The 26,599-nt window shown below is 44.6% G+C and carries 25 protein-coding genes; 14 read left to right on the top strand and 11 right to left on the bottom strand.

What is annotated here, in order from left to right:
* Positions 1 to 342: 342 nt before the first annotated feature.
* From GGD38_RS13755 to GGD38_RS13740, 4 genes are read left to right on the top strand one after another with little or no spacing between them, the layout of a single operon-like run.
* Positions 343 to 1,674, top strand: coding sequence for a TolC family protein (locus GGD38_RS13755; protein ID WP_375300259.1), 1,332 nt, complete (start codon positions 343 to 345; stop codon positions 1,672 to 1,674).
* 39 nt (positions 1,675 to 1,713) lie between these two features.
* A complete protein-coding gene (locus GGD38_RS13750; RefSeq protein WP_375300260.1) occupies positions 1,714 to 2,820 on the top strand; it encodes an HlyD family secretion protein in 1,107 nt (368 codons plus the stop codon).
* 13 nt (positions 2,821 to 2,833) lie between these two features.
* Positions 2,834 to 4,414: a DHA2 family efflux MFS transporter permease subunit gene (locus tag GGD38_RS13745; protein WP_375300261.1), complete on the top strand. Its 1,581-nt coding sequence runs from the start codon at positions 2,834 to 2,836 to the stop codon at positions 4,412 to 4,414.
* A gap of 15 nt (positions 4,415 to 4,429) precedes the next feature.
* Complete coding sequence (locus GGD38_RS13740; RefSeq protein WP_375300262.1) at positions 4,430 to 5,266, top strand: universal stress protein; 837 nt, start codon at positions 4,430 to 4,432, stop codon at positions 5,264 to 5,266.
* Positions 5,267 to 5,331: 65 nt separating this feature from the next.
* On the opposite strand, the gene GGD38_RS13735 is transcribed toward GGD38_RS13740, so the two are convergent.
* Positions 5,332 to 5,466 carry a hypothetical protein gene (locus GGD38_RS13735; protein ID WP_375300263.1) on the bottom strand — a complete coding sequence of 45 codons (135 nt, stop codon included), beginning with the start codon at positions 5,464 to 5,466 and terminating at the stop codon, positions 5,332 to 5,334.
* Between the two features lie 107 nt (positions 5,467 to 5,573).
* Positions 5,574 to 6,386, bottom strand: a complete 813-nt coding sequence (locus tag GGD38_RS13730; protein WP_375300264.1) for a DUF4846 domain-containing protein — start codon at positions 6,384 to 6,386, stop codon at positions 5,574 to 5,576.
* Between the two features lie 69 nt (positions 6,387 to 6,455).
* Here GGD38_RS13730 and GGD38_RS13725 point away from each other — a divergent pair, with 69 nt between their 5' ends.
* The gene (locus tag GGD38_RS13725) at positions 6,456 to 7,619 is read left to right on the top strand and encodes a sigma-54-dependent transcriptional regulator (protein ID WP_375300265.1); all 1,164 of its coding nucleotides are present in this window, start codon (positions 6,456 to 6,458) and stop codon (positions 7,617 to 7,619) included.
* A 49-nt stretch (positions 7,620 to 7,668) separates the two neighbouring features.
* On the opposite strand, the gene GGD38_RS13720 is transcribed toward GGD38_RS13725, so the two are convergent.
* Positions 7,669 to 8,592 carry a MerR family transcriptional regulator gene (locus GGD38_RS13720; RefSeq protein ID WP_375300266.1) on the bottom strand — a complete coding sequence of 308 codons (924 nt, stop codon included), beginning with the start codon at positions 8,590 to 8,592 and terminating at the stop codon, positions 7,669 to 7,671.
* Between the two features lie 178 nt (positions 8,593 to 8,770).
* On the opposite strand from GGD38_RS13720, the gene GGD38_RS13715 reads away from it, so the two are divergent.
* From GGD38_RS13715 to GGD38_RS13705, 3 genes are all read left to right on the top strand, one after another.
* Entirely contained in the window at positions 8,771 to 10,360 is a 1,590-nt protein-coding gene (locus GGD38_RS13715) for a S26 family signal peptidase (RefSeq protein ID WP_375300267.1), read from the top strand.
* 91 nt (positions 10,361 to 10,451) lie between these two features.
* Positions 10,452 to 10,937: a cytidine deaminase gene (locus GGD38_RS13710; RefSeq protein ID WP_375300268.1), complete on the top strand. Its 486-nt coding sequence runs from the start codon at positions 10,452 to 10,454 to the stop codon at positions 10,935 to 10,937.
* On the top strand, positions 10,934 to 11,533 hold the full coding sequence (locus GGD38_RS13705) for a suppressor of fused domain protein (protein WP_375300269.1): 600 nt from the start codon (positions 10,934 to 10,936) through the stop codon (positions 11,531 to 11,533). The genes GGD38_RS13710 and GGD38_RS13705 overlap by 4 nt, the downstream gene beginning before the upstream one ends.
* Here the strand turns inward: GGD38_RS13705 and GGD38_RS13700 are convergent, their stop codons facing one another.
* The 5 genes from GGD38_RS13700 to GGD38_RS13680 form a co-directional block, all read right to left on the bottom strand.
* Positions 11,534 to 12,568 (bottom strand): flavin reductase family protein, encoded by a 1,035-nt coding sequence (locus tag GGD38_RS13700; RefSeq protein ID WP_375300270.1) that lies wholly within the window; start codon positions 12,566 to 12,568, stop codon positions 11,534 to 11,536.
* A 2-nt stretch (positions 12,569 to 12,570) separates the two neighbouring features.
* Positions 12,571 to 13,572: a YhdH/YhfP family quinone oxidoreductase gene (locus GGD38_RS13695; RefSeq protein ID WP_375300271.1), complete on the bottom strand. Its 1,002-nt coding sequence runs from the start codon at positions 13,570 to 13,572 to the stop codon at positions 12,571 to 12,573.
* A gap of 9 nt (positions 13,573 to 13,581) precedes the next feature.
* Positions 13,582 to 14,088, bottom strand: a complete 507-nt coding sequence (locus GGD38_RS13690) for an O-acetyl-ADP-ribose deacetylase (protein WP_375300272.1) — start codon at positions 14,086 to 14,088, stop codon at positions 13,582 to 13,584.
* A 165-nt stretch (positions 14,089 to 14,253) separates the two neighbouring features.
* Complete coding sequence (locus GGD38_RS13685) at positions 14,254 to 14,754, bottom strand: methylated-DNA--[protein]-cysteine S-methyltransferase (RefSeq protein WP_375300273.1); 501 nt, start codon at positions 14,752 to 14,754, stop codon at positions 14,254 to 14,256.
* A gap of 83 nt (positions 14,755 to 14,837) precedes the next feature.
* A complete protein-coding gene (locus tag GGD38_RS13680) occupies positions 14,838 to 15,170 on the bottom strand; it encodes a tRNA-binding protein (RefSeq protein WP_375300274.1) in 333 nt (110 codons plus the stop codon).
* A 36-nt stretch (positions 15,171 to 15,206) separates the two neighbouring features.
* Here GGD38_RS13680 and GGD38_RS13675 point away from each other — a divergent pair, with 36 nt between their 5' ends.
* The 3 genes from GGD38_RS13675 (at position 15,207) to GGD38_RS13665 (ending at position 19,015) form a co-directional block, all read left to right on the top strand.
* Entirely contained in the window at positions 15,207 to 15,617 is a 411-nt protein-coding gene (locus GGD38_RS13675; RefSeq protein ID WP_375300275.1) for an OsmC family protein, read from the top strand.
* Positions 15,618 to 15,775: 158 nt separating this feature from the next.
* The gene (locus GGD38_RS13670) at positions 15,776 to 17,200 is read left to right on the top strand and encodes a Gfo/Idh/MocA family protein (RefSeq protein WP_375300276.1); all 1,425 of its coding nucleotides are present in this window, start codon (positions 15,776 to 15,778) and stop codon (positions 17,198 to 17,200) included.
* 375 nt (positions 17,201 to 17,575) lie between these two features.
* A complete protein-coding gene (locus tag GGD38_RS13665; protein WP_375300277.1) occupies positions 17,576 to 19,015 on the top strand; it encodes a Gfo/Idh/MocA family protein in 1,440 nt (479 codons plus the stop codon).
* Positions 19,016 to 19,093: 78 nt separating this feature from the next.
* On the opposite strand, the gene GGD38_RS13660 is transcribed toward GGD38_RS13665, so the two are convergent.
* The 3 genes from GGD38_RS13660 to topA all read right to left on the bottom strand — a co-directional run bounded on the left by GGD38_RS13660 (position 19,094) and on the right by topA (position 23,481).
* A complete protein-coding gene (locus GGD38_RS13660; RefSeq protein ID WP_375303833.1) occupies positions 19,094 to 20,002 on the bottom strand; it encodes a transglutaminase family protein in 909 nt (302 codons plus the stop codon).
* 90 nt (positions 20,003 to 20,092) lie between these two features.
* Entirely contained in the window at positions 20,093 to 20,641 is a 549-nt protein-coding gene (locus GGD38_RS13655; protein ID WP_375300279.1) for a YcxB family protein, read from the bottom strand.
* A 239-nt stretch (positions 20,642 to 20,880) separates the two neighbouring features.
* Entirely contained in the window at positions 20,881 to 23,481 is a 2,601-nt protein-coding gene (gene topA, locus GGD38_RS13650) for a type I DNA topoisomerase (RefSeq protein ID WP_375300280.1), read from the bottom strand.
* A gap of 335 nt (positions 23,482 to 23,816) precedes the next feature.
* Between topA and pxpB the strand changes: the two genes are divergently transcribed.
* The 3 genes from pxpB (at position 23,817) to GGD38_RS13635 (ending at position 26,464) form a co-directional block, all read left to right on the top strand.
* Positions 23,817 to 24,563 carry a 5-oxoprolinase subunit PxpB gene (gene pxpB / locus GGD38_RS13645; RefSeq protein WP_375300281.1) on the top strand — a complete coding sequence of 249 codons (747 nt, stop codon included), beginning with the start codon at positions 23,817 to 23,819 and terminating at the stop codon, positions 24,561 to 24,563.
* A 156-nt stretch (positions 24,564 to 24,719) separates the two neighbouring features.
* Positions 24,720 to 25,712 carry a biotin-dependent carboxyltransferase family protein gene (locus tag GGD38_RS13640; RefSeq protein WP_375300282.1) on the top strand — a complete coding sequence of 331 codons (993 nt, stop codon included), beginning with the start codon at positions 24,720 to 24,722 and terminating at the stop codon, positions 25,710 to 25,712.
* Positions 25,706 to 26,464, top strand: coding sequence for a 5-oxoprolinase subunit PxpA (locus GGD38_RS13635; RefSeq protein WP_375300283.1), 759 nt, complete (start codon positions 25,706 to 25,708; stop codon positions 26,462 to 26,464). Before GGD38_RS13640 ends, GGD38_RS13635 begins: the two co-directional genes overlap by 7 nt.
* The last annotated feature ends 135 nt before the right edge of the window (positions 26,465 to 26,599 follow it).

The raw sequence follows: 26,599 nt of genomic DNA, 5'->3' as shown, positions 1-26,599 counted from the left end.
AGAAGGGCGAGTGGCGAGTGATGAATGGCGAGCAGGGAAATGCAGGTAATGAACCGTGAGTAACAAATGGGAGTTGGAGATCAGGGAAGACAAAGGGTAATAGCGAGTCTGAAATAAAAGCCCCACTAGCCACTAACTACTTACTACTAGCCGGTTTAGATAAAGCCAGGATCTATCCTCCTGAAAACTGTGAACTAAAAACTAAGAACTGCGAACTAACAGAGGCGTGGCCCACAAATTGAAACCATGTTGTAAGCCAATCTCTTCTTCCATATGAAAGCATAACTATAAAGCCCATCCAGGGCTGCTGAATTATTTACCAATCCTGTTATAAAGTCATTTATGAATAAGATCATTGGCAAGTTCAATATGTTGCTGCTTCTATTTTTTATAGGCTGCTCACTCATAACGGTAGCCCAGGAAAGCAAAACGGTAACATTACAGGAGGCTATTGACCTAAGCCTGAAAAACAGCAAACAACTAAAAGCAAGCAAGGCTAAAATTGATGAGGCTGTAGCCGCCACCCGCGAAGCAAAAGATAACCGGTTACCCGAAGCGTCAGTTAACGCCTCCTATATGCGGGTAAATAAACCGCATATAAATATTAAAACGGCCAGTAGCAGCGGCAGTGACAGCAGCGCCATTTCGCCGGGCAATATTAACCAGGTGATGTTTGGCATGGCCAATGTATCGCTGCCTTTGTATGCAGGGCTTAAGATCAGGTATGGCATCGAGTCGGCCCGGTTTATCGAAAAAGCGGTACAAATGGATGCGGAGAACGACCGGCAGGAAGTTATTTTAAATACCGTTGAAGCTTACATCAATTTGTATAAAGCAGGCCTTGCCGTTAAACTGGTGGAGGAGAACCTGCAGCAAAGCCGCCAGCGCGATACCGATTTTGTAAATATGGAAAGAAATGGCACCCTGGCCAGGAATGAACTTTTAAGAGCGCAACAGGAAACCTCGAATCTTGAGCTTACTTTGCTTGATGCACAGAACAGCAACCAACTGGCTGTTGTAAATATGAACCTGTTGCTGGGATTGCCAGAAAAAACACAACTGAAAACCGATTCGGCCAGCATTACACAGGATGCCCAATTAAAGACCATTGAGGAATATGAGAACCTGGCTTTGGAGAACCGGCAGGACCTGAAGGCGCTCGATTATAGAAAGAAAGCTGCCGAAACCAGTGTAAAAATTGCCAAAGGTGATTACTATCCTTCTATTGCTTTAACCGGTGGTTATGTGGCTGCCAATATTCCCAAATTTTTTACGGTTACCAATGCCCTGAATGCAGGAGTAGGAGTGAAATACAATTTATCGCCGCTTTGGAAAACGGAAGCAAAAGTGCAACAGGCCAAAGCCCGCGAACAACAACTGGCTGCTAATGCTGCACTGCTCGATGACGCCATCAGGCTTTCAATTAACAAAGCTTACCAGAATTATATGCTGGCAACAAAGAAGATTGAAGTGCTTAATAAAGCAGTGGAACAAACCACCGAAAACTACCGTATCAGTAAGAATAAATACGCGAACAGTTTGCTTACGCTTACCGATCTGTTAGATGCTGATGTAGCGCAACTGCAGGCCCGCTTAAATGTAGCCTTTGCAAAGGCCGACCTGGTAATGGCCTATCAATCCTTATTACAAAAAGCAGGTTTGCTGAAACAATAAACGTTGATCAACTCATTTCGAAGGAAATAATAGTATTATATGGCAACAACTCAAAAAACTGGCGCAGACGCCACCCCGAAAAAGAAAAGTCGCACATTTTTAATTGTTCTTATAGCACTGGTGATTGTGGGCGGTGCATTTGGCATCACTAAATACATGCATGCAAAACATCATGAAGAAACAGATGATGCGCAGGTAGAAGCCAACATCAACCCAGTGATACCAAAAATATCGGGTTATGTAACGGAAGTTAGGGTGAAAGACAACCAGCGTGTAAAAAAAGGCGATACCCTGCTGTTGCTCGATGATCGAGATCTGAAATTAAAACTCGAGCAAGCCGAGGCTGCTATGGCCACTGCTAAAAACAACCTGTTATCGGCCAGGGCCACTACCGCAGCTGCGCAGGCAAATATTGGTACTTCTGCAGCCTCTATAAAAACAGTGGATGCTCAAATAGAAGCCGCCAAAGTAAATGTATGGCAAACCACCCAGCAGTATAATCGCTATGCGAATCTTATAAAGGATCATAGCATTACGCAGCAACAATTTGAACAGGTACAGGCTGCCAAAGAAACTGCTGAAAAACAATTGCAGGTATTGCAGGAACAAAAGAACCAGGCATCGCGCCAAACTGCGGCCGTTAGCTCGCAAAGCAATGCCACTGGTACCCAAATAAATGTGGCCAACTCTGCCATTGCACAACGGCAGGTTGATATTGACGATGCCAAACTGAACTTAAGCTATACCGTTGTTACGGCGCCTGCCGATGGGGTGGTATCGCGAGTGAATGTACAGGCCGGTCAGTTTTTGCAGGCTGGTCAGGCTACGTTTAGTGTTATTCAGGATAATGAGGTATGGGTTGTAGGTAATTTTAAAGAAACGCAGTTCAACGATCTGCGTATTGGTCAAAAGGTGATCATCAATGTAGATGCATTCCCGGGTCATGATTTTGAAGCAACCGTAGCTTCTTTTTCACCTGCTACCGGAGCGCGTTTTGCGTTACTGCCCCCCGATAACGCCAGCGGCAATTTTGTAAAAGTAGTACAACGCTTACCCGTACGAATTGAGTTTACCAATAAACAAGATAGCCTGGTGAAACAACTGCGGGCCGGTATGAATGTGAATGTTGATGTGCACCTCGATTAAGTAAAAAACAATTATGGAACAACAAGGCTCCCTGATTGAGTACGGTTCAAGAAGAGTTATTATTACCATCACAGCAGTGTTTTGCGCATTGCTTGAGATAATAGATACTACCATTGTAAACGTAGCCCTTAACACCATGCGTGGTAGTTTGGGCGCTACCCTCAATGAAATAAGCTGGGTAATAACCGCCTACTCAATTGCCAATGTAATTATAGTACCCATGACCAGCTGGCTGTCGCAACAGTTTGGCCGGCGAAATTATTTTGCGGCGTCAGTCATTATATTCACCGTAGCGTCATTTCTGTGTGGTAACTCAACCAATATTGTTGAGCTCATCGTATTCCGTTTTATACAGGGGTTAGGCGGCGGCGCCCTGCTGGTTACTTCGCAAACCATCATTACCGAAAGTTACCCGCCCGAAAAAAGGGCCATGGCCCAAAGTATTTATGTGCTTGGTGTAATTGTTGGCCCTACGTTGGGCCCGCCATTGGGTGGTTATATCGTTGACCATGCTTCGTGGCCGTATATCTTTTACATAAATATTCCCGTTGGTATTATTGCAGCCCTGCTAACCCTGCAATACGTGCGCAGTCCCCGGTATGCCGAGAAGCGGCCGGCCAACCAGGTTGACTGGCTGGGTATCTTTTTGCTAACAGTTTCAGTAGGCGCTTTGCAATACATCCTGGAAAAAGGGCAGGAGGACGACTGGTTCAATAGTTCTTTAATTATTATGCTAACGGTGGTTGCTGTATTAGGCGTTTATTGTTTTATATGGCGGCAATTGGTATATAAGTATCCCATTGTAGAGTTGCGCATTTTGCGCAATGGTAACCTGCGTATGGGCGTCATTCTTTCTTTTATACAGGGCTTTGGATTGTTCGGTTCTACATTTATCATTCCGCTGTATACGCAAACCATACTGGGATGGGATGCTACGCAATCGGGTTTGTTAATGATACCCAGTACGCTGATGGTAGCTTTTATGATGCCTATTGTGGGGCAGGCCATACAACGTGGCGTATCGCAGAAGTACATGATAGCCGCCGGTATGATCGTATTCTTCATTTACAGTTTATTCACTTACAAGGTCATTACTCCGCAAACAAGTGGCGACGATTTCTTTTGGCCCCTGATGGTACGTGGTGTTGGTTTGGGTTTATTATCGGTACCTATTTCAACTATGTCGTTGAGTACATTAAAAGGTGCCGAAATAGGGCAGGGGGCTGCGTTGTCGGGTATGATGCGCCAACTGGGTGGTTCCTTTGGCGTAGCGCTTATCAGTACCTATCTAACACGCGATATTGTGCATCACCGCGCCAACCTGGTTCGTAGTCTCGACATATACGATCCTGCTGTACAGGCAAGGGTACAGGCTATTGCTGCCGGTATGCAGAAGAAGGGCATGGCGCCCAATGTGGCGCTCAAAAGTGCCTATCAGTTACTGGAAGGTTCTGTAACCGTACAAGGCACCATACTTTCCTATATGGATATATTCCTTTACATAGGTTGTATGTTCCTTGTTTGTGTGCCCTTTGTTTTAATATTTATAAAAAAGAGTAAAACCAAAGTGAGCATGGCCGATGCTGCTCACTAATAAGCCGTAAAATATATGTCAACAATTATTGTAGCTACCAACTTTTCAAATGCATCGAGAAATGCGCTCGATTATGCCTGCTCATTGTTGCAAAATGCCACAACGCCCCGGCTGTTGTTATTGAATATTTATGCTTTTCCCGGCGCTATGACGGGCGACGCCATTGCTGTTGCTGCCATGGGTGAAATTATTGAACATGATTCTGCGCTGCTTGAGCAGGAACATGCCTGGGTACGTGAAAATTATCCTACCATAAACATAGACTCCGAAATGGTGACGGGTGTTTTTCAGGATGAATTAACTGCCAAGGTTGTTGAAACAAATGCCGTAATGGTGGTAATGGGCGCCAGTGGTAATTATACCGATCTGCTTTCGTGGGACGCCAATATCATCGATGCATTTGTTGATCTGCCTGTGCCTGTAATGGTAATACCGGCACATGTTCAATACCGTGAAGTAAAAAAGATTGCTTTTGCCTGTAACTATTACCGTAAGAACCTGCACGTGCCGGTTGCAATTATCAGGAAACTGGTGAATTATACAAAAGCTGAATTGTTCATCATTAACGTGGTGGCGCCGCAGGAAGTGATCACCGAAGAAGCATTGCAAAACAAACAGGAGTTACAAGCCAGTTTGGCCGATTTGCACCCTGTATATTTTGAACCGGAATTTAAGAACGTCATTAACGCCATTGACGACTTTACGGCCGGGCAAAATATCGATCTGTTACTTGTAATTCCTACCCGCCATGGTATTTGGTATAATATCTTCCAAAAAACGCATACAAAGGGACTTGTTTACCTCAATCATATACCTGTGTTGTCGTTGAGGCAGCAGGACGAATTTATATAGAAATATAAAAGCCCCGCTTTCACGGGGCTTCATTGCTTGCTTTGGATATTAATAAAAATTCTTAATTATTTTAATGCAAAAGAACATAAGGCCAGCAGACCATACATGCCGCCAAGAATAAATCCACCTAAAAGAATTAAACGGGTAATTACTTTCGCCAAGGGTAAGTGTGCCGGAACATCTACAGCAGATGCCTTCATAAGTAACGGATTTTGGTTTTGAAATGTTTTTTAAAGGATATAATGCTAAAGTAATATGCGTCAACGGATCATGCAAGGTAGTTTTACCAGTTCCTGCTTAGTAAAATTTACCATCGTTTTAACTGTTTTGTCGTGAATGTCCATTCGGGCGTGTAAATGAATGGGTTATCAGTATCGGCCAAGTACCAGGGTGATAAATTTTTATAAACAGGATCTTTTAAAACGTGAATATCTTGTGCCGGCATATAGCTTTGAGCCAGCAGATAGATCTTTTTCCCTTCTTTATTCTTCGCCACATCCATCACTATAACGGCATGGCCGGGTGAACCGCCTTTTATCAACACATCGCCAGGTTGTATAGTAGTAATGTCTGCCACGGGCCGTAATTGTTTTTCCAGCGAAAGCGTGCCGCAATAGGCATACACATTTTCAAGATAGCGTTCAAACCGTGTGCTGTCGATACCTTTGGGACAAACATATTTTTTGCCGTTATTGTCGCTAAACCATATTTCAGCAAAACGTTTCTGACCGTACAGGTATTGGGCACGCAAACGCATTACCGCATCTGCGCACTGTTGCAGGTCTTTTTTACCAACAGGTACATCAAGCACAGCATACTGCGCTTCCTGATTTCTTTTGGGCTGTCCATTGTATAAATAAACTGTATTGTCTTTCTTTATGCCTATGTTTTGCAGCCACCCGGCAAAAGAACCTTTAGCAACTGGTAACCGTTCATAGCCTTCGGGTAAAGGAATGGCGCCTACGCGGGTTATTGTAGCAGGGGCTGGCATGCCTTTTTTAGATGGTGCAGGATTTTTAATTGGGGCTGAAAACAGGGGATGAAAGCAAAATATGGTTATTCCTACGGCTGCTATTAGTAAAAACGGCAGGAAAATTGACGTAAGGAGGTTCCGTTTCATAGTATTACTTTTGAACAACGTAAGATGTACCAATTATATTATTCCATAACAAAGGACTGTTAAACCACTATGTCAAACATTTTAATTATTGATGACGAAAAAGCTATCCGTAAAACCCTCAGTGAAATTCTTTCCTACGAAGGCTATAAGATAGAAGAAGCCGGCGATGGGGAAGAAGGTCTTAAAAAATTCAAGGAGAAAGCCTACGATGTAGTGTTGTGTGATATAAAAATGCCCAAGCTGGATGGTATTGAGTTTCTCGATAAAGCCCGGGAAGCCAATCCCGATGTGCCGGTAATTATGATCTCTGGTCACGGTACTATTGAAACGGCTGTTGAAGCCGTTAAGAAAGGCGCCTATGACTATATTTCAAAACCACCAGACCTGAACCGTTTGCTTATTACCATTCGCAATGCGATGGATAAAAACAACCTGGTTACCGAAACCAAGGTGCTTAAACGTAAGGTAAGCAGGGTAGAAGAAATGATTGGTGAATCGGCGCCCATTGTGAAGATCAAAGAAACTATTGATAAAGTGGCTCCTACCGATGCCCGTATACTGGTAACTGGTGAAAATGGAGTAGGTAAGGAACTGGTGGCCCGCTGGGTGCATGAAAAAAGTAACCGCGTTGCCGGTCCCCTGGTTGAAGTGAATTGTGCAGCCATTCCCAGTGAATTGATCGAAAGTGAATTGTTTGGTCATGAAAAAGGTTCGTTCACCTCTGCTGTAAAACAACGTATAGGTAAGTTTGAACAGGCGCATGGCGGTACGCTTTTCCTCGATGAAATTGGCGATATGAGCCTGAGTGCGCAAGCCAAAGTATTACGTGCATTACAGGAAGGAAAGATCACCCGCGTTGGTGGCGATAAAGATATTAGCGTTGATGTACGCGTAATAGCGGCTACCAATAAAGACCTGTTAAAAGAAGTGGATGATAAGAATTTCCGCCTCGATTTATACCACCGTCTTAGTGTGATCATCATTCACGTGCCTTCGCTCAACGATCGCCGCGAAGACATTCCTTTACTGGTTGATAAATTCCTGGCCGATATCTGCGCCGACTATGGTATTCCTAAAAAAGGGATAGAAAAAGACGCGCTGGAAGCATTAAAACAACATAACTGGACGGGGAACATTCGCGAACTGCGTAACGTGGTTGAGCGTTTGATTATCTTAAGCGGCAAAACCATTATCGCCGATGATGTACATGCGTATGTGATTCCTAAAAGATAGTTAACAAGTTGACAAGTTAACAGGTTGACAAGGTAAACTCGTCAATCTGTTAACTCGCTACTAATTCGATCTTCCCTTCTTTCAGAAAAGCTTTTTTCTCTTCGATCGTTTTCAACAACCGCACATTCTTCAAATCGCAACTGCACTGGCAGGCTTCGGGGCCCGAAAAAACGATCTCTTTATCGGGGAACATGCTGGAGAACTGTTTAAGGTACTCGTGCATGTCGCATTTGTTCAAATTTGGCACTACAAGAAAATACAACTGCGTGCAGGGGTGTTGCGCGCAAATCAATTGCAGCATTTCAAACGGTACATTCTTACCCATATAGATCACCGGTACGCCTTCTTTTTTTAACATATAATGCGTGAAAAGAAGCGGTAATTCCATGCATTCGCCACCCGGTATATCGTGGTGATCGCCTGCCGGGGTGAACAAAAGCACTCGGCGGCCGCCATTGTAAACAGGTTTTTCCAACCCATCTATGGCCACCATCATTTTTTTGATGATGAGCGACCGGGCAAAATGGGCATGTGCCTGTACCACCTGGCCGGTAAGCCACAAAACCCCAATTTTCTTTAAAAATGGAAAAAGCACGTTTACTATGCTTTTTTCAAAACCGGCGTGTAACACCAGGTTGTGCAGTATTTTATCAAAGCGGGGCTGGTCGAGCTCAATGGAAGCCTCGGTAAGCTGATTGATGAAAATTTCGAAATTATCGGCATCCGGCTTGATTTCCAATGCCAGCCGGGCCATTTCTTCAGGTGAGCAGCAAGCAATTTGGCCAATTTTATGACCCTGGTTATAAAGGTACGCTATACGCAAAAGGTGCTTTAGGTCCTCACAATCATAGAAACGGTGGTTACCTTCCCCTCGTTTGGGGCAAAAAAGGTTGTAACGCTGTTCCCAGATACGTAGGGTATGCGCTTTGATGCCTGTTAAGTTTTCAATATCCCGGATAGAAAAGAGATTCATAGTATTGTAACAAAAGGTAAGATATTACAACTAATGGAACTGGAGAAATACTGTTTTTGACAAAAAATGCCCATAGGTTGTAATTATACGTTTTTTAGCAAAATGTTCGTTATTGGCCTGTTTCCATGCAAATTAATATGGTATTTTTGCCCGGATTTTTTTATAAAATAGCCCCATAATGAGTTTACACGATCTGTTGATTATAATATTGATATCCTTACTTATTCTCGAATTGCCTGCCTTTGGACTTTCAAAATTATTTGAAAAAGCCGGAATACCGTCCTGGAAAGCCTGGGTGCCGTTCTATAACACCTGGGAGATCGTAAAGGTTGCCAAAATTAGAAAACACTGGTTTTTCTGGCAATTTATACCCGTTGCCGGTTGGTTTATCAGCATTTGGTTGCTGGTTGAGTTTGTAAAATTGTTCGGAAGGTTCCGTTTTCTCGATCATGTGGGCGCAGCTCTTTTATCGGTTGTGTATTTTCCCTATTTAGCAAGCGATAAAAAAATAAAGTTCCTGGGTACCGATGCAGTAAAGAACCATAAGAAAACCACCGTTCGCGAATGGATCGATGCCGGGGTGTTTGCTGTTGTGGCGGCTACCCTTATTCGTGTTTTTGTTTTTGAGGCCTATACCATTCCCACCGGTTCTATGGAAAAAACGCTGCTGGTGAACGATTTCCTGTTTGTAAGCAAACTGAGCTACGGTCCACGTATTCCCAATACCCCGCTGGCCATTCCGTTTGTGCATCACACATTGCCTATTACCAATTCAAAATCATATACTGAAATAATTCATTTGCCTTATACGCGCTGGTTTGCCAGCCCGGTTAAGCGTAATGATGTTGTGGTATTCAACTTCCCTGCAGGCGATACGCTTACCAAGGAGCGCGATTCGCAAGACCCATATTATGATATGTTGTTACAGGAAGAAATGGTTCAGTACAATATGCTGAAATCACAAATACCAAATGAGGCACAATTAAGGGCGGTGGCCAAAGAAAAAGCCCGCGAAATTGTTTGGGCCGATTTTACGGTGGTTACCCGTCCGGTTGACAAACGCGAGAACTATATTAAACGTTGTGTGGCCATTGCAGGCGATACCATTCAAATTATTGATGGTTATTTATATGTAAATAGTCAGAAGGCTTATATTTCACCAACTTCTGCTGCTGAGTATACAGTAACGGTTGCCAATGGTAAGATGTTGACAGAAGAAGACCTGCGTGCAGCCGGCATTCGCTTAACTTCTGAACCAAACAGTGCACCTGATTTTAATACAAATGGTGTAAATAGCTATGGCATCAATCTTACGGAGGCTGAAGTTTCTATTGTGAAAAAGATGGACGGTGTTACCTCTGTAACCCGCCGGGTTGAAGGTGTGGGCGACCCCCGTATTTTCCCACGTGATACTGCTAATATCCTTTGGAGCGTTGACAACTTCGGTCCATTATGGATCCCGAAAAAAGGCGTTACCATTCAGCTGACCCCTAAAAATGTGGCCTGTTATAAACGTGCCATCAGGGTATATGAGAATAATGATTGGGAAGACCGCGATGGTAAAATTTTCATCAACGGTAAAGAAACCACTACATATACCTTTAAAATGGACTACTACTGGATGATGGGTGATAACCGTCACCGTTCACAGGACAGCCGTTTTTGGGGTTTTGTACCCGAAGATCACGTAGTAGGTGAGGCCTGGTTGATATGGATGAGCTGGGAAAAAGGTGTTCGCTGGGGCCGCATGTTCAGGACAATACATTAATAGGACATAATTCGTTATCTTTAATAATCCTCCCCGCAATGAGCAGGGAGGATTTTTTGTCGGGTTAGGGCATTAACACAAAACAAGCATTATGAAAAAAGATGAATATAAGTTCTCATTTGATATATACGATTCAATAGAGGAGCTTACAGAGGAAGATGCCTGGTTATTAAATGAAGCCCGGGAAGTAACGGAAAATGCATATGCGCCTTATTCAGGTTTTCATGTTGGCGCTGTTGCCAAGCTGGCCAATGGTGAAATTGTGGCCGGCAGTAACCAGGAGAACGCTTCTTTTCCCGTTGGCTTGTGTGCGGAAAGGGTTTTGCTGGCTTCTGCGTCTTCATTATATCCTAACGTGCCCATTGAATCGATGGCAATAAGTTACCAGGCCGACACCGGGGGCAGCGATCATCCTATTTCGCCATGTGGTATTTGCCGCCAATCGTTGCAGGAGTATGAAGGCCGGGTTAAACATCCTATTCGGTTAATATTGGGTGGTATGGAAGGAAAAGTTTATATAATTCCTAAGGCCAGCTCATTGTTACCTTTAGCATTCACCAGTGAAGAGTTGAAATGAAAACTGAAGCCCATACCAATATACTCAAATCGTTTACCCGTCATTTTGGAGCTGCACCCACACTACTTTGGGACCCCAGTGACGAAGCACCGCAGGTAGGTTGTGCTTATTTTTCAGCAGAAAAAACCGGGCGGCCCTGGGGTACACTTGCCACCTTTGGTATGAGCCTTACCCACATGGTTATGGACGATCGGGCCGAAGATACCGATACGCCAAGAGCTGAAATGATAACCTATGTTGATGCAAACGAAACGCAGCTCGATGATGTTGCCAACTGGTTATGCTGGGCCGGTTGTTTGCCTTTTTTGCAGGAACCGCAAACATTCCTTGGCTGGGGCCATACCATTCATATGGACGAGCCTGTTTTTAAAGGCTCTGAACTTACCACTTTACTTACTTTAACATCTATAGTGAAGTCCGACAATGAACCTGTATTTCAGGTACAAGGGGAGGATGTTGGTTTACTGTGGCTCACTTTTCTTACCGATGCAGAATATGCACTTAAAAAAGAGCAGGGTGTAAACGCCGTGCTCGATCTTTTTGGTGAAAACAACCACCCGGTTGCGCTTGACCGTTCGCGCAAAAGTTATGTTTAATTATACTTCCAGTTCAAGATCCGAGGCTGCATAACCGGTACAGGTAAGTACAAGTCCTACCTGCAGGTCGGTATCGGTAAGCACTTCATTATTGCTCATAGTTACCGAGCCTTTACGACAATGGGCCGCGCAGGTGGCGCATCGGCCCGTATTACAACTATAGGGGAGTGTGATGCCATTCTTTTGCGCTGCCTGTAAAATGGTATCGGGCCAGGCAGCTGTAAACTGATGCGTTTGTTGTGCATAATGCAATACCACCGTAAACGGAGTAGAGGGCATGGTAAATGCCGGTTTACGAATTGGTTCAATAACAAAATGTTCTTTTCGTAATTGTTCTTCCCGAAAGCCCATTACTTTTAAAGTGAACTGTACCATGCGCATAAATGGTTCGGGCCCGCAGGTATAAAACAAACTGGGAATGGGAGGCCTGTTATTGGCGTTTACCAATTGTTCCAACAACCAGTTGTTAAGCCTTGCCGGTTTGGTATCGGGGTCAATGGGATTGCTTAACAGATCGATGCGGTTAAAGCGATGTGCGTGCTGTATTGCCAGCTCCTGTAATACCTTGTTGAAAATGATACTACGTTCATCGTGATTTTGATAGATGAGCGTAATATGACTTTCTGGTTCGTTACAAAGCAGTTTTTTTATTAAGGCAAGAACAGGCGTTATGCCGCTGCCGGCTGCAATAAACCAAATATGTCGCTTTTGAGCAGGTCCAGTTTCGATAATAAAACGGCCGGCCGGGGGCAGGCTGGTCACTATAGTTCCCCGTTGCCAGTTACTTAGTATATAACGTGAGATCTCCCCGTTGACTTTCTTTTTTACGGTTATGGCTACGTGTTTATCAATACCGGGGGCCGTACAAATAGAGTAGGAGCGGCGTATTTCGTGCCCATGATGAAAGAACAATAAGGTAATTGACTGGCCGGCATCCCAGGTTACCGGTTGGCCATTTACTTCTTCGAGAACATAACTTACCGTAATAGGTGTTTCGGGTATCACCTGTATCACTTTCCATTGCATCAATTCCATTGTTACAGGTTGTTTAAGTTCACCACTATACGGCCCATAATTTTTCCCTGTAGTATATTATCGAAGTAAGTATTGTTTAATTCATCGAGGGTAACTTCTTTGGCAATGGCGGGTATTTTATCTTTTATATTCCATTCGGTTGCCAGTTTTTCCCAAATGGTAACACGTACTTCCATGGGTGTTCCGGCAGAGCCTACGCCCAGTAAATTAACGCCATTCAAAATAAAGGGATAAACTGTAGCATCGAGTTTAGGTGATGCCACCAGGCCGGTGCAAACCACACAACCTTCGGGCTGGCAGCCTTTCAGTAGGGTAACTAACGTGTTTCCACCAACGGTATCAATAGCGCCTGCCCATTGGGGTTTTAATAATGATTTTTTCGATGTATCGTTCACAAACTCCCTGGTCTCTAACCGGGCGGCGCCCAGGTGTTGTACATATTCCTGTGCATTCGATTTGCCGCTTATTGCAATCACTTCATAACCTGCTTTAGCTAAAATAGAAATGGCCATGCTGCCCACTCCACCGGTGGCGCCGGTAACAACAATGGGTCCGGCATCGGGGCGCATACGCATCAGCTCCATTTTATAAAGCGCATTGGCGGCAGTAAACCCGGCTGTGCCTATTGCCATACATTCTTTGAGCGAAAAACTTTCAGGCTTTTTAACCACCCAGCTGGCCGGTACCCGAATATATTGACCATAACCGCCACAGGTGTTCATACCCAGGTCGTAACCGGTTACCAGTACTTCATCACCAACAGCAAACTGTTCGTTACGGCTTATTTCAACCACACCGGCCGCATCGATACCGGGCGTATGCGGAAATGCACGCGTTATGCCTTTATTGCCAGTGGCCGAAAGCGCGTCTTTGTAATTCAGGGAAGAATAATGCACCCTGATCACGATCTCCCCGGCCGGCAGATCATCGATCAACCTTTCTACGATTGTCCGTTCAAAAGTTCCATTCTCGGTTTCTGTTACCCAAAGCGCTTTAAATGGCATATATTATTACTATAAATTTGTTTTATACAGAGTGAAATTCTCATCATCGAAACACACAAAAAATATCTCGCTCAGGCTATTATCGTTTGCTATAAACCGTTGCACTGTTTCAATGGCAATTTGGGCGGCCTCCTGTTTAGGAAAATGATAAATGCCGGTACTGATATTAGGGAAGGCAATGGTTTTAACTCCATTTGCTACTGCCAGTTGTAATGAATTACGATAACAATTGGCCAGCAGTTCCCGTTCTCCCTTGTTACCACCATTCCAAACCGGGCCTACAGTATGTATAACATATTTTGCGGGAAGTGATCCGCCCGTTGTTATCACGGCCTCGCCGGTTGCACAACCACCCTGTTTGGCACGTATGGCGCGGCATTCATCCAATATGGCCGGGCCGCCTGCACGATGTATTGCGCCATCAACCCCGCCGCCACCAAGGAGGCTTGAATTTGCGGCATTGACAATTGCGTCGGCTTTTATTTTTGTTATGTCACCTTTTATTAAAGAAATCATAGTTAAAATCTCAAATTACAAATCACAAGAACCAAAAAATAAAACTCAAATTATAAATCTCAAGAACCAAATAAATTCCAAATCTCAATTCGTACCCCGAGGATTGGAATTTGGCGTTTGGATTTTGGGATTTATTTGGATCTTGGTGCTTGGCTTTTGGTGCTTTTAAAATAAGGTTTGTACACCATGCGCAATTTTGTTCTCGTGTTGCAGTAACCATTTTTTGCGAGGCAGTCCGCCGGCATAACCTACAAGCTGGCTGTTGGCTCCTATTACCCGGTGGCAGGGAACAATAATGGCTACATTGTTGCGGCCATTGGCAGCTGCTGCAGCTCTTATCACTTTCGGATCACCCAGCCGGTGGCTTAGTTCGAGGTAGCTGATTGTTTTGCCAAAGGGAATGTTCATCAACTCGCTCCAAACCTTTTGCTGAAAAGGCGTGCCTTCCTGCGAAATGGGCAATTCGAAAATGCGGCGATGGCCATGAAAATACTCTATCAGCTGTTCAACCGCCTGTATAGCCATGGGGGGTAAATTACCATCGGTCTTATTAGTAATTTTCTCCGGTTCATCGATGAACAATACTTCACTGATAAACTGGCCTGTACCTGCAATCTGAAGTAATCCTACAGGCGACTGGTAATATGTAATAAACGCGTCCTGCATGACCTGGCTTCAGCATATGGTTATATATACAATCGTTGTACCACCATATGCCTTTGGTCCTATATTAAGAATTTGTAAAATGATCAGCCTATTTTCCAGCCATTTTCAACCGGCCGGTCGGGGGCAAGTAAAACTACCTCTTTTTTATCAGTGTAAACGCCCAGCACCAGGCATTCGCTGAAAAAATTAGCTATCTGTTTAGGCGGAAAGTTAACAACGGCAATAACCTGTTTGCCTACTAACGAACTTTTATCGTATAAACCGGTTATTTGAGCCGATGATCTTTTGATGCCTAATTCACCAAAATCGATGGCGATTTGGTATGCCGGATTTTTAGCTTTAGGAAAATCATTAACTTCCGTGATTGTTCCGACCCGGATATCTATTTTTGCGAAATCATCCCAGGAGATGTGCATTGCTCTTAATTTTTTTCAAAAATAAATTACAATTACATGAAACGTACAGCTACTGCCGTTTGGAACGGCTCAGGAAAAGATGGATCAGGACATTTGACGTCACAAAGCACTACATTGAACAAAACGCAGTATTCGTACAAATCACGTTTTGAAGAAGGCGTTGGAACCAACCCCGAAGAGTTGATCGCTGCTGCTCACGCTGGCTGTTTTGCCATGAAGCTGAGCTTTGTATTGGGCGGTGCAGGCTTTACTCCCGAATCACTTGATGTAACATCTACCGTTACCCTGGATAATGGAGCCATTACAAGTTCTCACCTGGTGCTGAAAGCAAGCATCCCTGGTATCAGCGCAGAAAAATTCAAAGAAGCTGCTGATGATGCTAAAGCTAACTGCCCTGTTAGTAAAGTATTGAATGCTGAAATTACTTTGGATGCTTCTTTAGTTTAATTGAAAAATCAAGGCTGGTAGTAAAGAATTGTGGATAGAGATGCCTGTTGATTTTAAAGTATATGAGGTAAGAAGTATGAAGTAAGAAGTACGAAATACCGGATTTTCTTACATCTTACTTCTTACTTCCTACTTCGGTTTTAAGAAACGATTGCTGTATGCCCTCAAATAAGCGCTCTGTAAGCCGGCGCAATTTTATCAGGAACACCTCCCTTGCCGCCGGTAGTTTCTTCATAGTGCCACGCCATGTTCTTGGCCGTGGTTTTATTGCGCCCAGCGACAAACTCAATATTGCCGGAATTGGAGCAGGCGGAAAAGCCGATGTTAACTTACCATACGCTTATAACAATGGTGCGGAGAATATGACCGCCCTGTGCGACGTTGACGACCGCATGGCCGTTAATGCCCGCAAGCTATGGCCCAAGGCGCCTTATTATCGCGATTACCGCGAAATGCTCGATAAAGAACATAAGAATATCGACGCCGTTATTATTACCACCCCCGATCACATGCACGCCGTACAGGCCCTTGCCGCTATGCAGCTTGGCAAACATGTTTATGTTGAAAAACCGCTTACCCACGATATTTACGAAGCCCGCATTTTAACGCAGGCCGCGCAAAAATATAAAGTGGTTACGCAAATGGGTAACCAGGGTAGCAGTGGCGACGATACCCGCAACGTAGAAACCTGGATACAAGCCGGACTTATTGGCGCCGTACACACCGTACATGTTTGGACGAACCGCCCCGTATGGCCGCAAGGCATTCCAACCCCCACCGGCAAGTTTGATATTCCTAAAGAAGTTGATTGGGAACTATGGCTTGGCACTGCGCCTTTCCGTGAATTCAATCCGGCTTATTTGCCCGCCACCTGGCGTGGCTGGGTCGATTTTGGCGCCGGCGCCCTGGGCGATATGGGTTGCCATTTTATCGATGTGCCCTTTCGCGCTCTTAAATTAGGTTACCCGGTATCGGTAGCATGCAGCGTGGGCTCGGTATACACCGGCTTTTTTAAAGAAGTATTTTATACTGATAGCTATCCGCCTTCCTCCAAGATCAACATACAGTTCCCTGCAAGAGAAAAAATGCCACCGGTTGAACTAATTTGGTACGACGGCGGTATACAACCCGACCGGCCCAATGAACTATTGCCCGACGAAGCATTTGGTGAGTGGGATGGGGGCATTTTGTTCGAAGGAACTAAAGGCAAACTAATGGCCGGGCTGTTTGGACGTAACCCAACATTACTGCCTACCGAAAAAATGAAAGTGGTAAAATTACCCAAGTCGAAATTCCCGTTTGTTGATAAAGGCTCGGAAGGCCACCAAACCCAATGGGTGCAGGCCTGTAAAAAAGGCTTCGGCGCCTATACCAGTTCTTCCTTTGATGTAGCCGGACCGCTAACCGAAACCGTGCTTATGGGCAACCTGGCGGTAAGAAGTTATAATATTAAAGAAGGTAATAATTTCCCGGGTCGTAAGAAGTTGTTGTGGGATGGAGTGAATATGAGGATTACAAATTTTGAAGGGGCGAATAAGTTTGTTAAGAGAGAGTATAGGGATGGTTGGAAACTGAGTTTTTAGTTTTCAGTTCTTGGTTCACAGTTCACAGTTCATAGTTCATAGTTATTCAGTTGTTCAGTTTGTTGGCTCGCTTCACTACGCCTTTCCCTGGGCAACTCGTCAACCCGTTAACTCGTCAACCTGAATCCTCTTTATCAACCTTATCACCTTTTCAACTCCCTTGTCAAGATGTTCCCGAATTGCATCGGGGTTAACCTATCAACCCAAAAATCATCCTGAAAACCGCAAACATTATCTTATCACAAAGCCCCCTAAAATCAATATAGTTGCAAAACTTTTTTTTGCAATCCCCGTATCAAAAGATTAAACTAACTTAACCTGCTAAATCGGTTTAAATCTATACTTTCAGCCTTCTAAAACTCAATGCTTATCAGTATGAAGAAGAACAAAACCAACAACCAATCGTCGCGCCGGGACTTCCTAAAAAACACATCCCTGGCCGCTGCCGGTTTCTTCATTGTTCCCCGGCATGTATTGGGGAGAGGATTTATTGCACCCAGCGATAAATTGAACGTTGCCGGTATTGGAGTGGGTGGAAAAGGCACCAGCGATCTTGCCTCATTTGCCAAAAGTCCAAAAGTGAATATCGTTGCCCTGTGCGATGTAGATGATCGCCAGGCCGTGAAGTCACGCGAAAGCTTTCCCAAAGCACCTTACTACCGCGATTTCCGCGAAATGCTCGACAAGGAAAAGAAAAACATCGATGCCGTAAGTGTATCAACACCCGATAATACGCACGCGGTTGCAGCACTGGCGGCTATGCAATTGGGTAAGCACGTGTATGTTCAAAAACCATTGACCCACGATATTTATGAGGCCCGCATTCTTACCGAAGCTGCCAAAAAATATAAGGTAGTTACCCAAATGGGCAACCAGGGCGGTTCCGACGACGGCGTTCGTAAAATGAAGGAAATGGTTGACGCCGGTTATATTGGCACTGTGCACACCGTTCATTGCTGGACGAACCGTCCCGTATGGCCGCAAGGAATTCCAACGCCATCAGGTTCGTTTACAGTGCCTAAAGAAGTTGATTGGGACCTGTGGCTGGGACCCGCTAAAAAAATAGATTACAATCCCGCATACCTGCCCTTTAACTGGCGCGGCTGGTGGGCATTTGGTACCGGTGCACTGGGCGATATGGCCTGCCATATTATGGACCCTGTGTTCCGTATCCTTCCTATTGATTACCCAAGTTCGGTTGAGTGTAGCGTAGCTACTATTTATAAAGAAATGTGGAACGATTCGGCCAATCCCGATAGCTGTCCGCCGTCTTCCATTATGCACCTGGTGTACCCACGTAAAGATGGAAAAGGGAATATCAAAGTATCGTGGCACGATGGCGGTTTACTGCCCGAGCGCCCCGAAGAGTTATTACCCGAAGAAGCAATGGGTAACTGGGATGGCGGCGTTATTATGGAAGGCACCAAGGGTAAGATCATGTGCGATTGTTATGGCGCCAACCCACGTTTGCTGCCAACCAAATTAATGCAGGAAAAACCAGCGCCTAAAGAAACCATTAAACGGGTCCCTGAGGGCCACTATCTTCAATGGGTGAACGCCTGTATGGAAGGTTATGGTAAAGGGGTAACCAGTTCGCCGTTCGATTATGCAGGACCGTTTACAGAAAGTATTCTAATGGGTAACCTGGCCATTCGCAGCTTCTTCATGAAGAGCGCAGGCACCAATGGCGGCAACAAATATCCGGGCAGAAAACGTTTGTTGTGGGATGCGAAGAATATGAAGATCACCAACTTTGATGAGGCGAACCAGTTTGTGAAGAGAGAGTATAGGGAGGGATGGAAATTAAGTTTATAAGTTAACAAGTTGACGAGTTAACAAGGTCATAATAAGAAGTGCCGCACTTTTAAAGCGCGGCACTTCTTATTTTATTCATTATTCATTTTCAGTATCAGTAGTATCCGGCTTTTCGTTATCCGTTATCAACTCTGCCAGTGTCAGCAATTCCTTTTGCTTGTAACCGTTCTTTTCATCGGTAAAGCATTTGCTGAACTCTTCCATCAAAAATTGTATCACCCGTTTGTTCGACAGCTGTTTGAAGTAGTTGGCCGAAGGTGCTACGTTTATACGTTTGAAGTAGTTCTCAACATCTTTATGGGTGAACACCTGACCGCTCATGGGGTCAATAAAGAATTCCGTTTTGTATAACGGGTTTTCTACATGACGGGTAAAATCGTAATCGGTTTTGAAATAGCCCAACACAAACTGGTGCGGTATGTTGATGGCACGAACCGGCACATCGAGCAGTTCGCACAGTATCAGGTATAAGATACCGTTGGCAATGGTGTTGCCCCGTTTTGATTCCAGTTGTTTATTAATGAGGAACTCTTCCGGGTTCTGATAACCGATCTCTGTGCCCCGTAAATTGAAATAGTTATACAAAATGCTGGTAACTACATTTACCTGCTCCAGTGGAGTGAGGTAGCTGTTGAGTTCGAGCCAGATGTTGCGTCTTAATTTTTCAACTTCCTGGTAAACCTGCGAGGTGGCCAGATCGGGAAATTGAAAGCGGGCAACCAATAGGGCACCAGTAAGCAGGTCCTGGTGAATGTTGCCATTCCATTGCGTAAGTTCGTCGGTGAGGTCGCGATAATGAAGCCGGTGTATCAACATTTCAATACGTTCCTGCACCTCTTCGCTAATGGTATTCTCCCACAGATTTTCGAGATTGGGAATAATGCCCTTTCCGTAATCAATAATGCGGGTTGATACCAGATTGAAGACCTCTTCGTCGGGATCATCAATTAAATGAAACAATGCCGATATCTCTTTGTTCTCTTCCATCTTTAAATGCTTCAGTTCTTGCCGTTTAACCGACTTAAATATCCTAATTGTATAAAAGATATCAATAAAAATCTTATCCACAAAGTTTTATCACTTTGTGGGGAACTCAGAGCTCAGGGGTAAATAAGCGTTAAATAATCGTTCCAGCTCCTGTTTGTCCGAAGGCGTAGCTATTACCCGGCGCGGTATAACAATGGCATGATACGTACTTGTGTATAAATAGTAACAGGCTGGTGTTTCGGCTTTTTTCACAATGGCTTCCCAGGTATACTTGCTTTCTGTGGCGGTGTCTTTGTCTACAATACCTGCATCGGACAACATTACTTCGGCTTCTTCAAGCACATGATGGTTCTCGGGTTTTGCCAAAATACTTCTTACGCGGCGTAGAATTGATCTTTTAATAAGGTAGGGCACCATTAGAAAATAAATGATGGCAATTACGCAAAATATGATGAGATCGATAAACACCTCGTCGCTGCGGCGACTGAAAATGTACAACCCGGCCACGGCAGTGTACAAAATAAAAACCCGCAAATAATACCACATGCGGTAGTTCTTTTTCTCCGGCGCCGCCCAGGACGTATAATAATTATAATCGAAATATTCTTCTTCTGTAAGGTGGTATTTGAGATTGAGCATGGATGGTTTTTCGTGGTTATCAAATGTTACTTTACAAAAAGAAACCCCGTTTAAACGGGGTTGTTCTTTCTGCTAATTTATCGATTATATCTTTTAATCCTTTTCTTACTATTAGGCCTTGTTTTCAATTGGCAATTTGCAATTGGCAAAGGTTGCCGAATTGCGAGGTTCGCTATTAATTGTTCATTGACAATTGTTCGTTGTCAATTGCCTATTGCCTATTGCCCATTGCCTATTGCCTATTTCGACTTCTTCTTAGGCGCCGCTTTTTTTGTAGCGTCTTTTTTCTTCGGCGCTGCCTTTTTACCCGGGGCCTTTTTTGCTGCCGCTTTTTTGGTTGCGAATGCATTGGGTATCTGAAGCTCTATCATTTTCTTTACATCTTCCAACGGCACCGTGGTCAACTCTTCAGCCGTGTACTTACTTTCATCGGCTTTTCTACCCACCTTCAGAATTTTTTTACCAAACTTCAGTACCGGACCCCAACGCGCATTTTCAATCGAGATCTTTTCTTCGGGCCAGTTTTGTATATAGCGGTTCTCTTCTTTTTTGATCTTGGCTTCAATCAGTTCGTCGATGTTGGCCTGACTGAGGTTTTCAAAATCGTACCGGCGGGGAACGTTTATGTACATGTCGTTCCACTTAATGAACGGACCAAAACGGCCAGTACCCTTGGTTACCGGTTTTTCTTCAAAAAAACCAATGGGGGCGTCGGCTTTTGCTTTTTCATCAAGTAGTTCCAGCGCTCTTTCCATATCCACATCGTGCGGGTCAACGCCACGGGGCATGGAAATGTTCTGCTCACCCCATTTTAAGTATGGACCAAACCGGCCCAGGTTCACCGATATCTCCTGGCCTTCATGTACGCCGAGGGTTTTGGGCAGTTCAAAAAGCTTTAACGCCTCATCGAGGGTAATGGTCTCAATACTTTGACCTCTTCTTAAACCGGCAAAACGCGGCTTTTCATCTTCATCGTCACCAATTATTGCCACAACCGGGCCAAACCGGGCCATGCGGGCCACGATCTTTTTACCGGTTTGCGGTTCAACACCCAGTTCGCGTTCACCTTTTATGCGTTCTGCTTTTTCAATGGTATTGTCAACGTCTTTTTTGAAGGGAATATAAAAGTCGTCGATCATGCTGTTCCACTTCAGCTTACCGGCAGCTACTTCGTCAAACTCACCTTCAATACGGGCAGTGAACCCGTAGTCCATAATATCGTCGAAATACTGTTTCAAAAAGTCGGTCACCACCAGGCCCAGGTCGGTAGGGAAGATCTTGGCTTTTTCGGCCCCGGTATTCTCCTGATCTGTAACCTTGGTAATTGTATCCTTCTTTAAAGTAAGGATGCGAAAATCGCGTCTGATGGGATCTTTATCGCGTTTTTCAACATAGCCACGGGTAAGAATGGTGTTGATGGTAGGCGCGTAAGTAGAAGGTCGGCCAATGCCCAGTTCTTCCAGTTTTTTTACCAGCGAAGCTTCCGTATATCTTGGTGAAGGACGGCTGAAGCGTTCAATGGCCTTCATTTCATTTAAAGGGAGTTGCTGGTTAACGGTCAACGGGGGCAGCATACCTTCCTGTTGTTCGTCCTCATTAATATCCTCATCGTCGCGGTCTTCGCGATAAGCTTTTAAAAAGCCATCGAATTTCAATACTTCACCGCTGGCGGTAAGTTCTTCTTTATTGGTTGATATTTCAATTTTAGCTGTGGTCCTTTCCAGCTCAGCATCAGCCATTTGGCTTGCCATAGTACGCTTCCATATAAGCTCGTACAAACGGCGTAATTCAGGATCTTCCACCGTGGTGTTTTCCATATAGGTGGGCCTGATGGCTTCGTGCGCTTCCTGCGCGCTTTCGTTCTTGTTCTTGTATTTGCGGGGCTGATAATAATTATTACCATACTGACCAACTACCTGGTTGCGGATATCGGCCATTGCGGTATCGCTGAGGTTTACACTGTCGGTACGCATGTAGGTGATATTACCGCTTTCGTACAAGCGCTGCGCCAGCTGCATGGTGCGTTTAACACCATAACCCAGCTTACGCGAAGCTTCCTGTTGCAGGGTAGAAGTGGTAAAAGGCGCCGCCGGCGATTTCTTTCCGGGCCTAACCTGTATGTCGTTTACCTTATACTTAGCACCGATACAGGTTTGCAGGAATTTTTCTGCATTCTCGGCCGTATCGTACTTTTTGCCTTCGGCAACAAAGGTTACGTTCTTACCGGTAATATCTGGTGTGGTAAATAATGCTTCGATCTTAAATGTGCTGGTAGCAGTGAAGGCGTTGATCTCGCGTTCACGCTCGGCAATAAGGCGAACCGCCACACTTTGTACGCGGCCTGCGCTAAGGTTGTTGCGGGTGCTGATCTTACGCCATAATACCGGGCTCAGTTCAAAACCCACAATCCTGTCGAGCACCCGGCGGGCCTGCTGGGCGTTTACCAGGTTCATATCCAATAAGCGTGGAGTAGTTACAGCTTTTTGGATGGCAGGCTTTGTAATTTCATGAAAAACAATACGTTTTGTTGTAGATGGATCAAGGCCTAACACCTCGCACAAATGCCAGCTAATGGCTTCCCCTTCACGGTCCTCATCCGTTGCCAGCCAAACTTCGTCCGATTTCTTGGCGAGGCTTTTAAGTTCTTTAACTACTTTTTCTTTTTCGTCGGGAATTTTATAACGAGGTTGATAACCATTTTTTATATCAATACCCATTTCTTCCTTTTCCAGGTCGCGGATATGTCCATAACAACTCTTTACCTCGAAATCTTTCCCCAGGATCTTTTCGATGGTTTTGGCTTTCGCAGGAGACTCAACAATCAATAAATTCTTGGCCATAGGTTCAATAAATGGTTTTATGCCGGCCCGCGGCAGGCAATCAACTAGCTAAATCATTCAAATTCAATATTCTTTAATATTAAATTTTTACATCACTGGTTACAGAAATGGAATGGTGCTGGCGTGCAAGTTTAATGTATAACTACGAAAACAACAAATTGGTACTGTGAAGGCAAAAGCGTAAGTGCCGAAATGGCGGTTATTTTTTATATCTAAAGGAGTACAATTTGAACCTGAACAAGAATGTGGTCCTAACATTCCATAAGAGAAAACCCGTACAGATCAGCATAATAAAAATATAATACCGTGATATTTATGACAGAATGCACGGTTATGTGGTAAAAAAATTAACTTCAGTCCTTTCTTATTCCAAAGTGACCAACCAGTACAAAATATTTCCGCTAGGGGATGCTGCTATTACGCTCGACATGGGCAATTCAATTAATGAGGCGCTGAACCAAAAGGCATTGGCCATGCAACTTTGGTTGCTCAACCATCCGTTTGAGGGTATGAAGGATTGCCTCATCGCATATAGCTCGCTTACGGTACAATACAACCCGGTAATTGTAAAAAAGCATTACAATCTAAGTACAACCGTATTTGCCTGGGTTTCTGATTATTTGAAAAGAGCATTTGAAAAATCGGTTCAAACCGGGCACAAAGAAAAAGAGGTAATAAGAATACCGGTTTGTTATGAAGGCAACTATGCGCCCGACCTTGCTGCCATGGCGCAACAAAAACAACTGACCGAACAGGAGGTAGTGAATATTCATACCGACACTATTTATAATGTGTACATGATCGGGTTCCTGCCTGGATTTTCTTACATGGGTGAAGTAAATGAAAGAATTGCCGTTCCGCGAAAACAACATCCCACACAGGTATTGGCCGGAAGTGTTGGAATAGCCGGTTCCCAAACCGGAATATATCCATTAAATAGTCCCGGTGGCTGGCAGATCATAGGCCGCACTCCGCTCAGGTTATTTGATCCCTTTGTTCCCGAACCGGTAAAATTACAGGCTGGGGATAAGGTTCAGTTTTATGCGATAAGTAAACAGGAGTTTGAGGAATATCATTCTTGATTAACAGGTTACCGGTTACCAGATACCGGTTTCCAGGCCCTTATTGCGGAGTTCGCGATTGGTATTGTATTCCCGGCAACTGGTACCTGGTACCCGGGAACAGATTCTAAGAACCGATAACTGAAATCTTCTAACCAAGTACCTTATAACCAAAGAATGTCACTAACAATCATCAAACCCGGACTTCTCGACACATTACAGGACCTTGGAAGAACTGGCTATAGCCGGCTGGGCATTAATCCCGGTGGGGTTATGGACCGGTATGCCGCGCAGGTAGCCAATATGCTGGTAGGCAACGAAACCAGGGAAGCCGTTATGGAAATTCATTTTCCCGGCGCCCAGATATTGTTTGAACAAAATACCCTCATTAGCATTACCGGCGGCGATTTTCAGGCAACCATCAATGATGAACCGGTCCCATTATGGCATGCCATAGTAGTACGCAAAAATGCCGTGTTACATTTTCCCAAACTACACCATGGCGGCCGTTGTTACCTGGCCGTGCATGGCGGTTTTTGTGTAAACAAATGGCTTAACAGTTACAGTACCCATTTAAAAGCCGGCGCCGGTGGTTTTCATGGCCGCAAACTTGAAAAAGGCGACGAACTTCCTTTTAAAGAAAGCAGTATTTATTTTGCCGGTCTGCTTAAACCGGGTAAAGAAGTGGAAGTACTGAAATGGAGTGTTGATACGGGCTCCACCTACCAACACCCAAACGAGATCTTTATTATTAAAGGCAACGAATGGGACCAGCTAACCGAACTGTCGCAACAGCATATGCTCGAAGATAATTTTACCATCCACCCCTTCTCAGACAGAATGGGCTACCAGTTAAAAGGCGCCGATCTAAAGCGCGAACAAAATACCGAGCTGGTTTCATCGGGCGTTAGCTTTGGCACTATCCAATTATTACCCAATGGGCAATTGATCGTTCTGATGGCCGATCACCAAACCACAGGCGGTTACCCACGGATAGGTCATGTTATTTCGGCCCACCTGCCCAAATTGGCGCAATTACGGCCCAGCGATTGTATTCATTTTAAAATAACCGATATTGCCACTGCAGAAAACCTGTTGATAGCCCAACAACAGGAATTAAACATTTTACAACGCGCCTGTACAGAGCGCCTGAACCACACAGTATGTTAAGCATAGATATTAATTGCGACATGGGTGAAAGCACCCATTTGTGGCCTTATGATATTGAGAAGGACCTAAAGCTGTTACGATACGTAAGCAGCATTAACATAGCCTGCGGTATGCATGCCGGTGATTCATATACCATGCATGAGTTGGTAAATGCTGCCTGTATTGAAGGCATTGCCATTGGCGCACACCCCGGCTTTGCCGACCGTGATAATTTTGGCAGAACCAACCACGATCTGTCCACAGAACAGATCTACGACCTGATAGTTTACCAGATGGGCGCCCTGGAGGGGTTTTTGCGAATCATGGATGAACCTTTACACCATGTAAAACCACATGGCGCATTGTATAATATGGCGGCAAAGGATGCCCGCATTGCCGAGGCCATTTGCAATGCGGTATATGATTACAACCCAAAACTTATAGTGTATGGTTTAAGTGGCAGCAAACTTATTGAGGCAGCCACTGCTACCGGACTTAAAACCTATAGCGAAGTATTTGCCGACCGCACTTACCAGGATGATGGTCATTTAACACCACGTACCGAAGCCAATGCGTTGATAGAAGATCAGCAACAATCGTTAGATCAGGTGCTGCAAATGGTTATGCAAAGGACCGTTACCAGCGTGAATGAAAAGGAAGTGCCTATTGTGGCAGATACGGTTTGTGTGCATAGCGATGGCGCGCATGCGCTTCAGTTTGCCAGGGAGATAAAGGGAGTGTTGTTGATGAATGGAGTTGAGTTGAAGAGTTGACGAGTTGACGAGTTAACAAGGAGTTGAAAAGTTGATAGAGGTGATGGAGTTGATAAAGGGTTTATGTGCAGCAGATTTATTAATAGTTGACTGATTAAAGCGCAAACAAAAACTTCGAACTGAATAACTGAACAA

Origin of the sequence: Niastella sp. OAS944 (assembly GCA_024809215.1) — a bacterium.
GTDB lineage: Bacteria > Bacteroidota > Bacteroidia > Chitinophagales > Chitinophagaceae > Niastella.
Note: the sequence above shows the minus strand (reverse complement) of the source record. Positions and strands in the feature narration are given on the sequence as shown.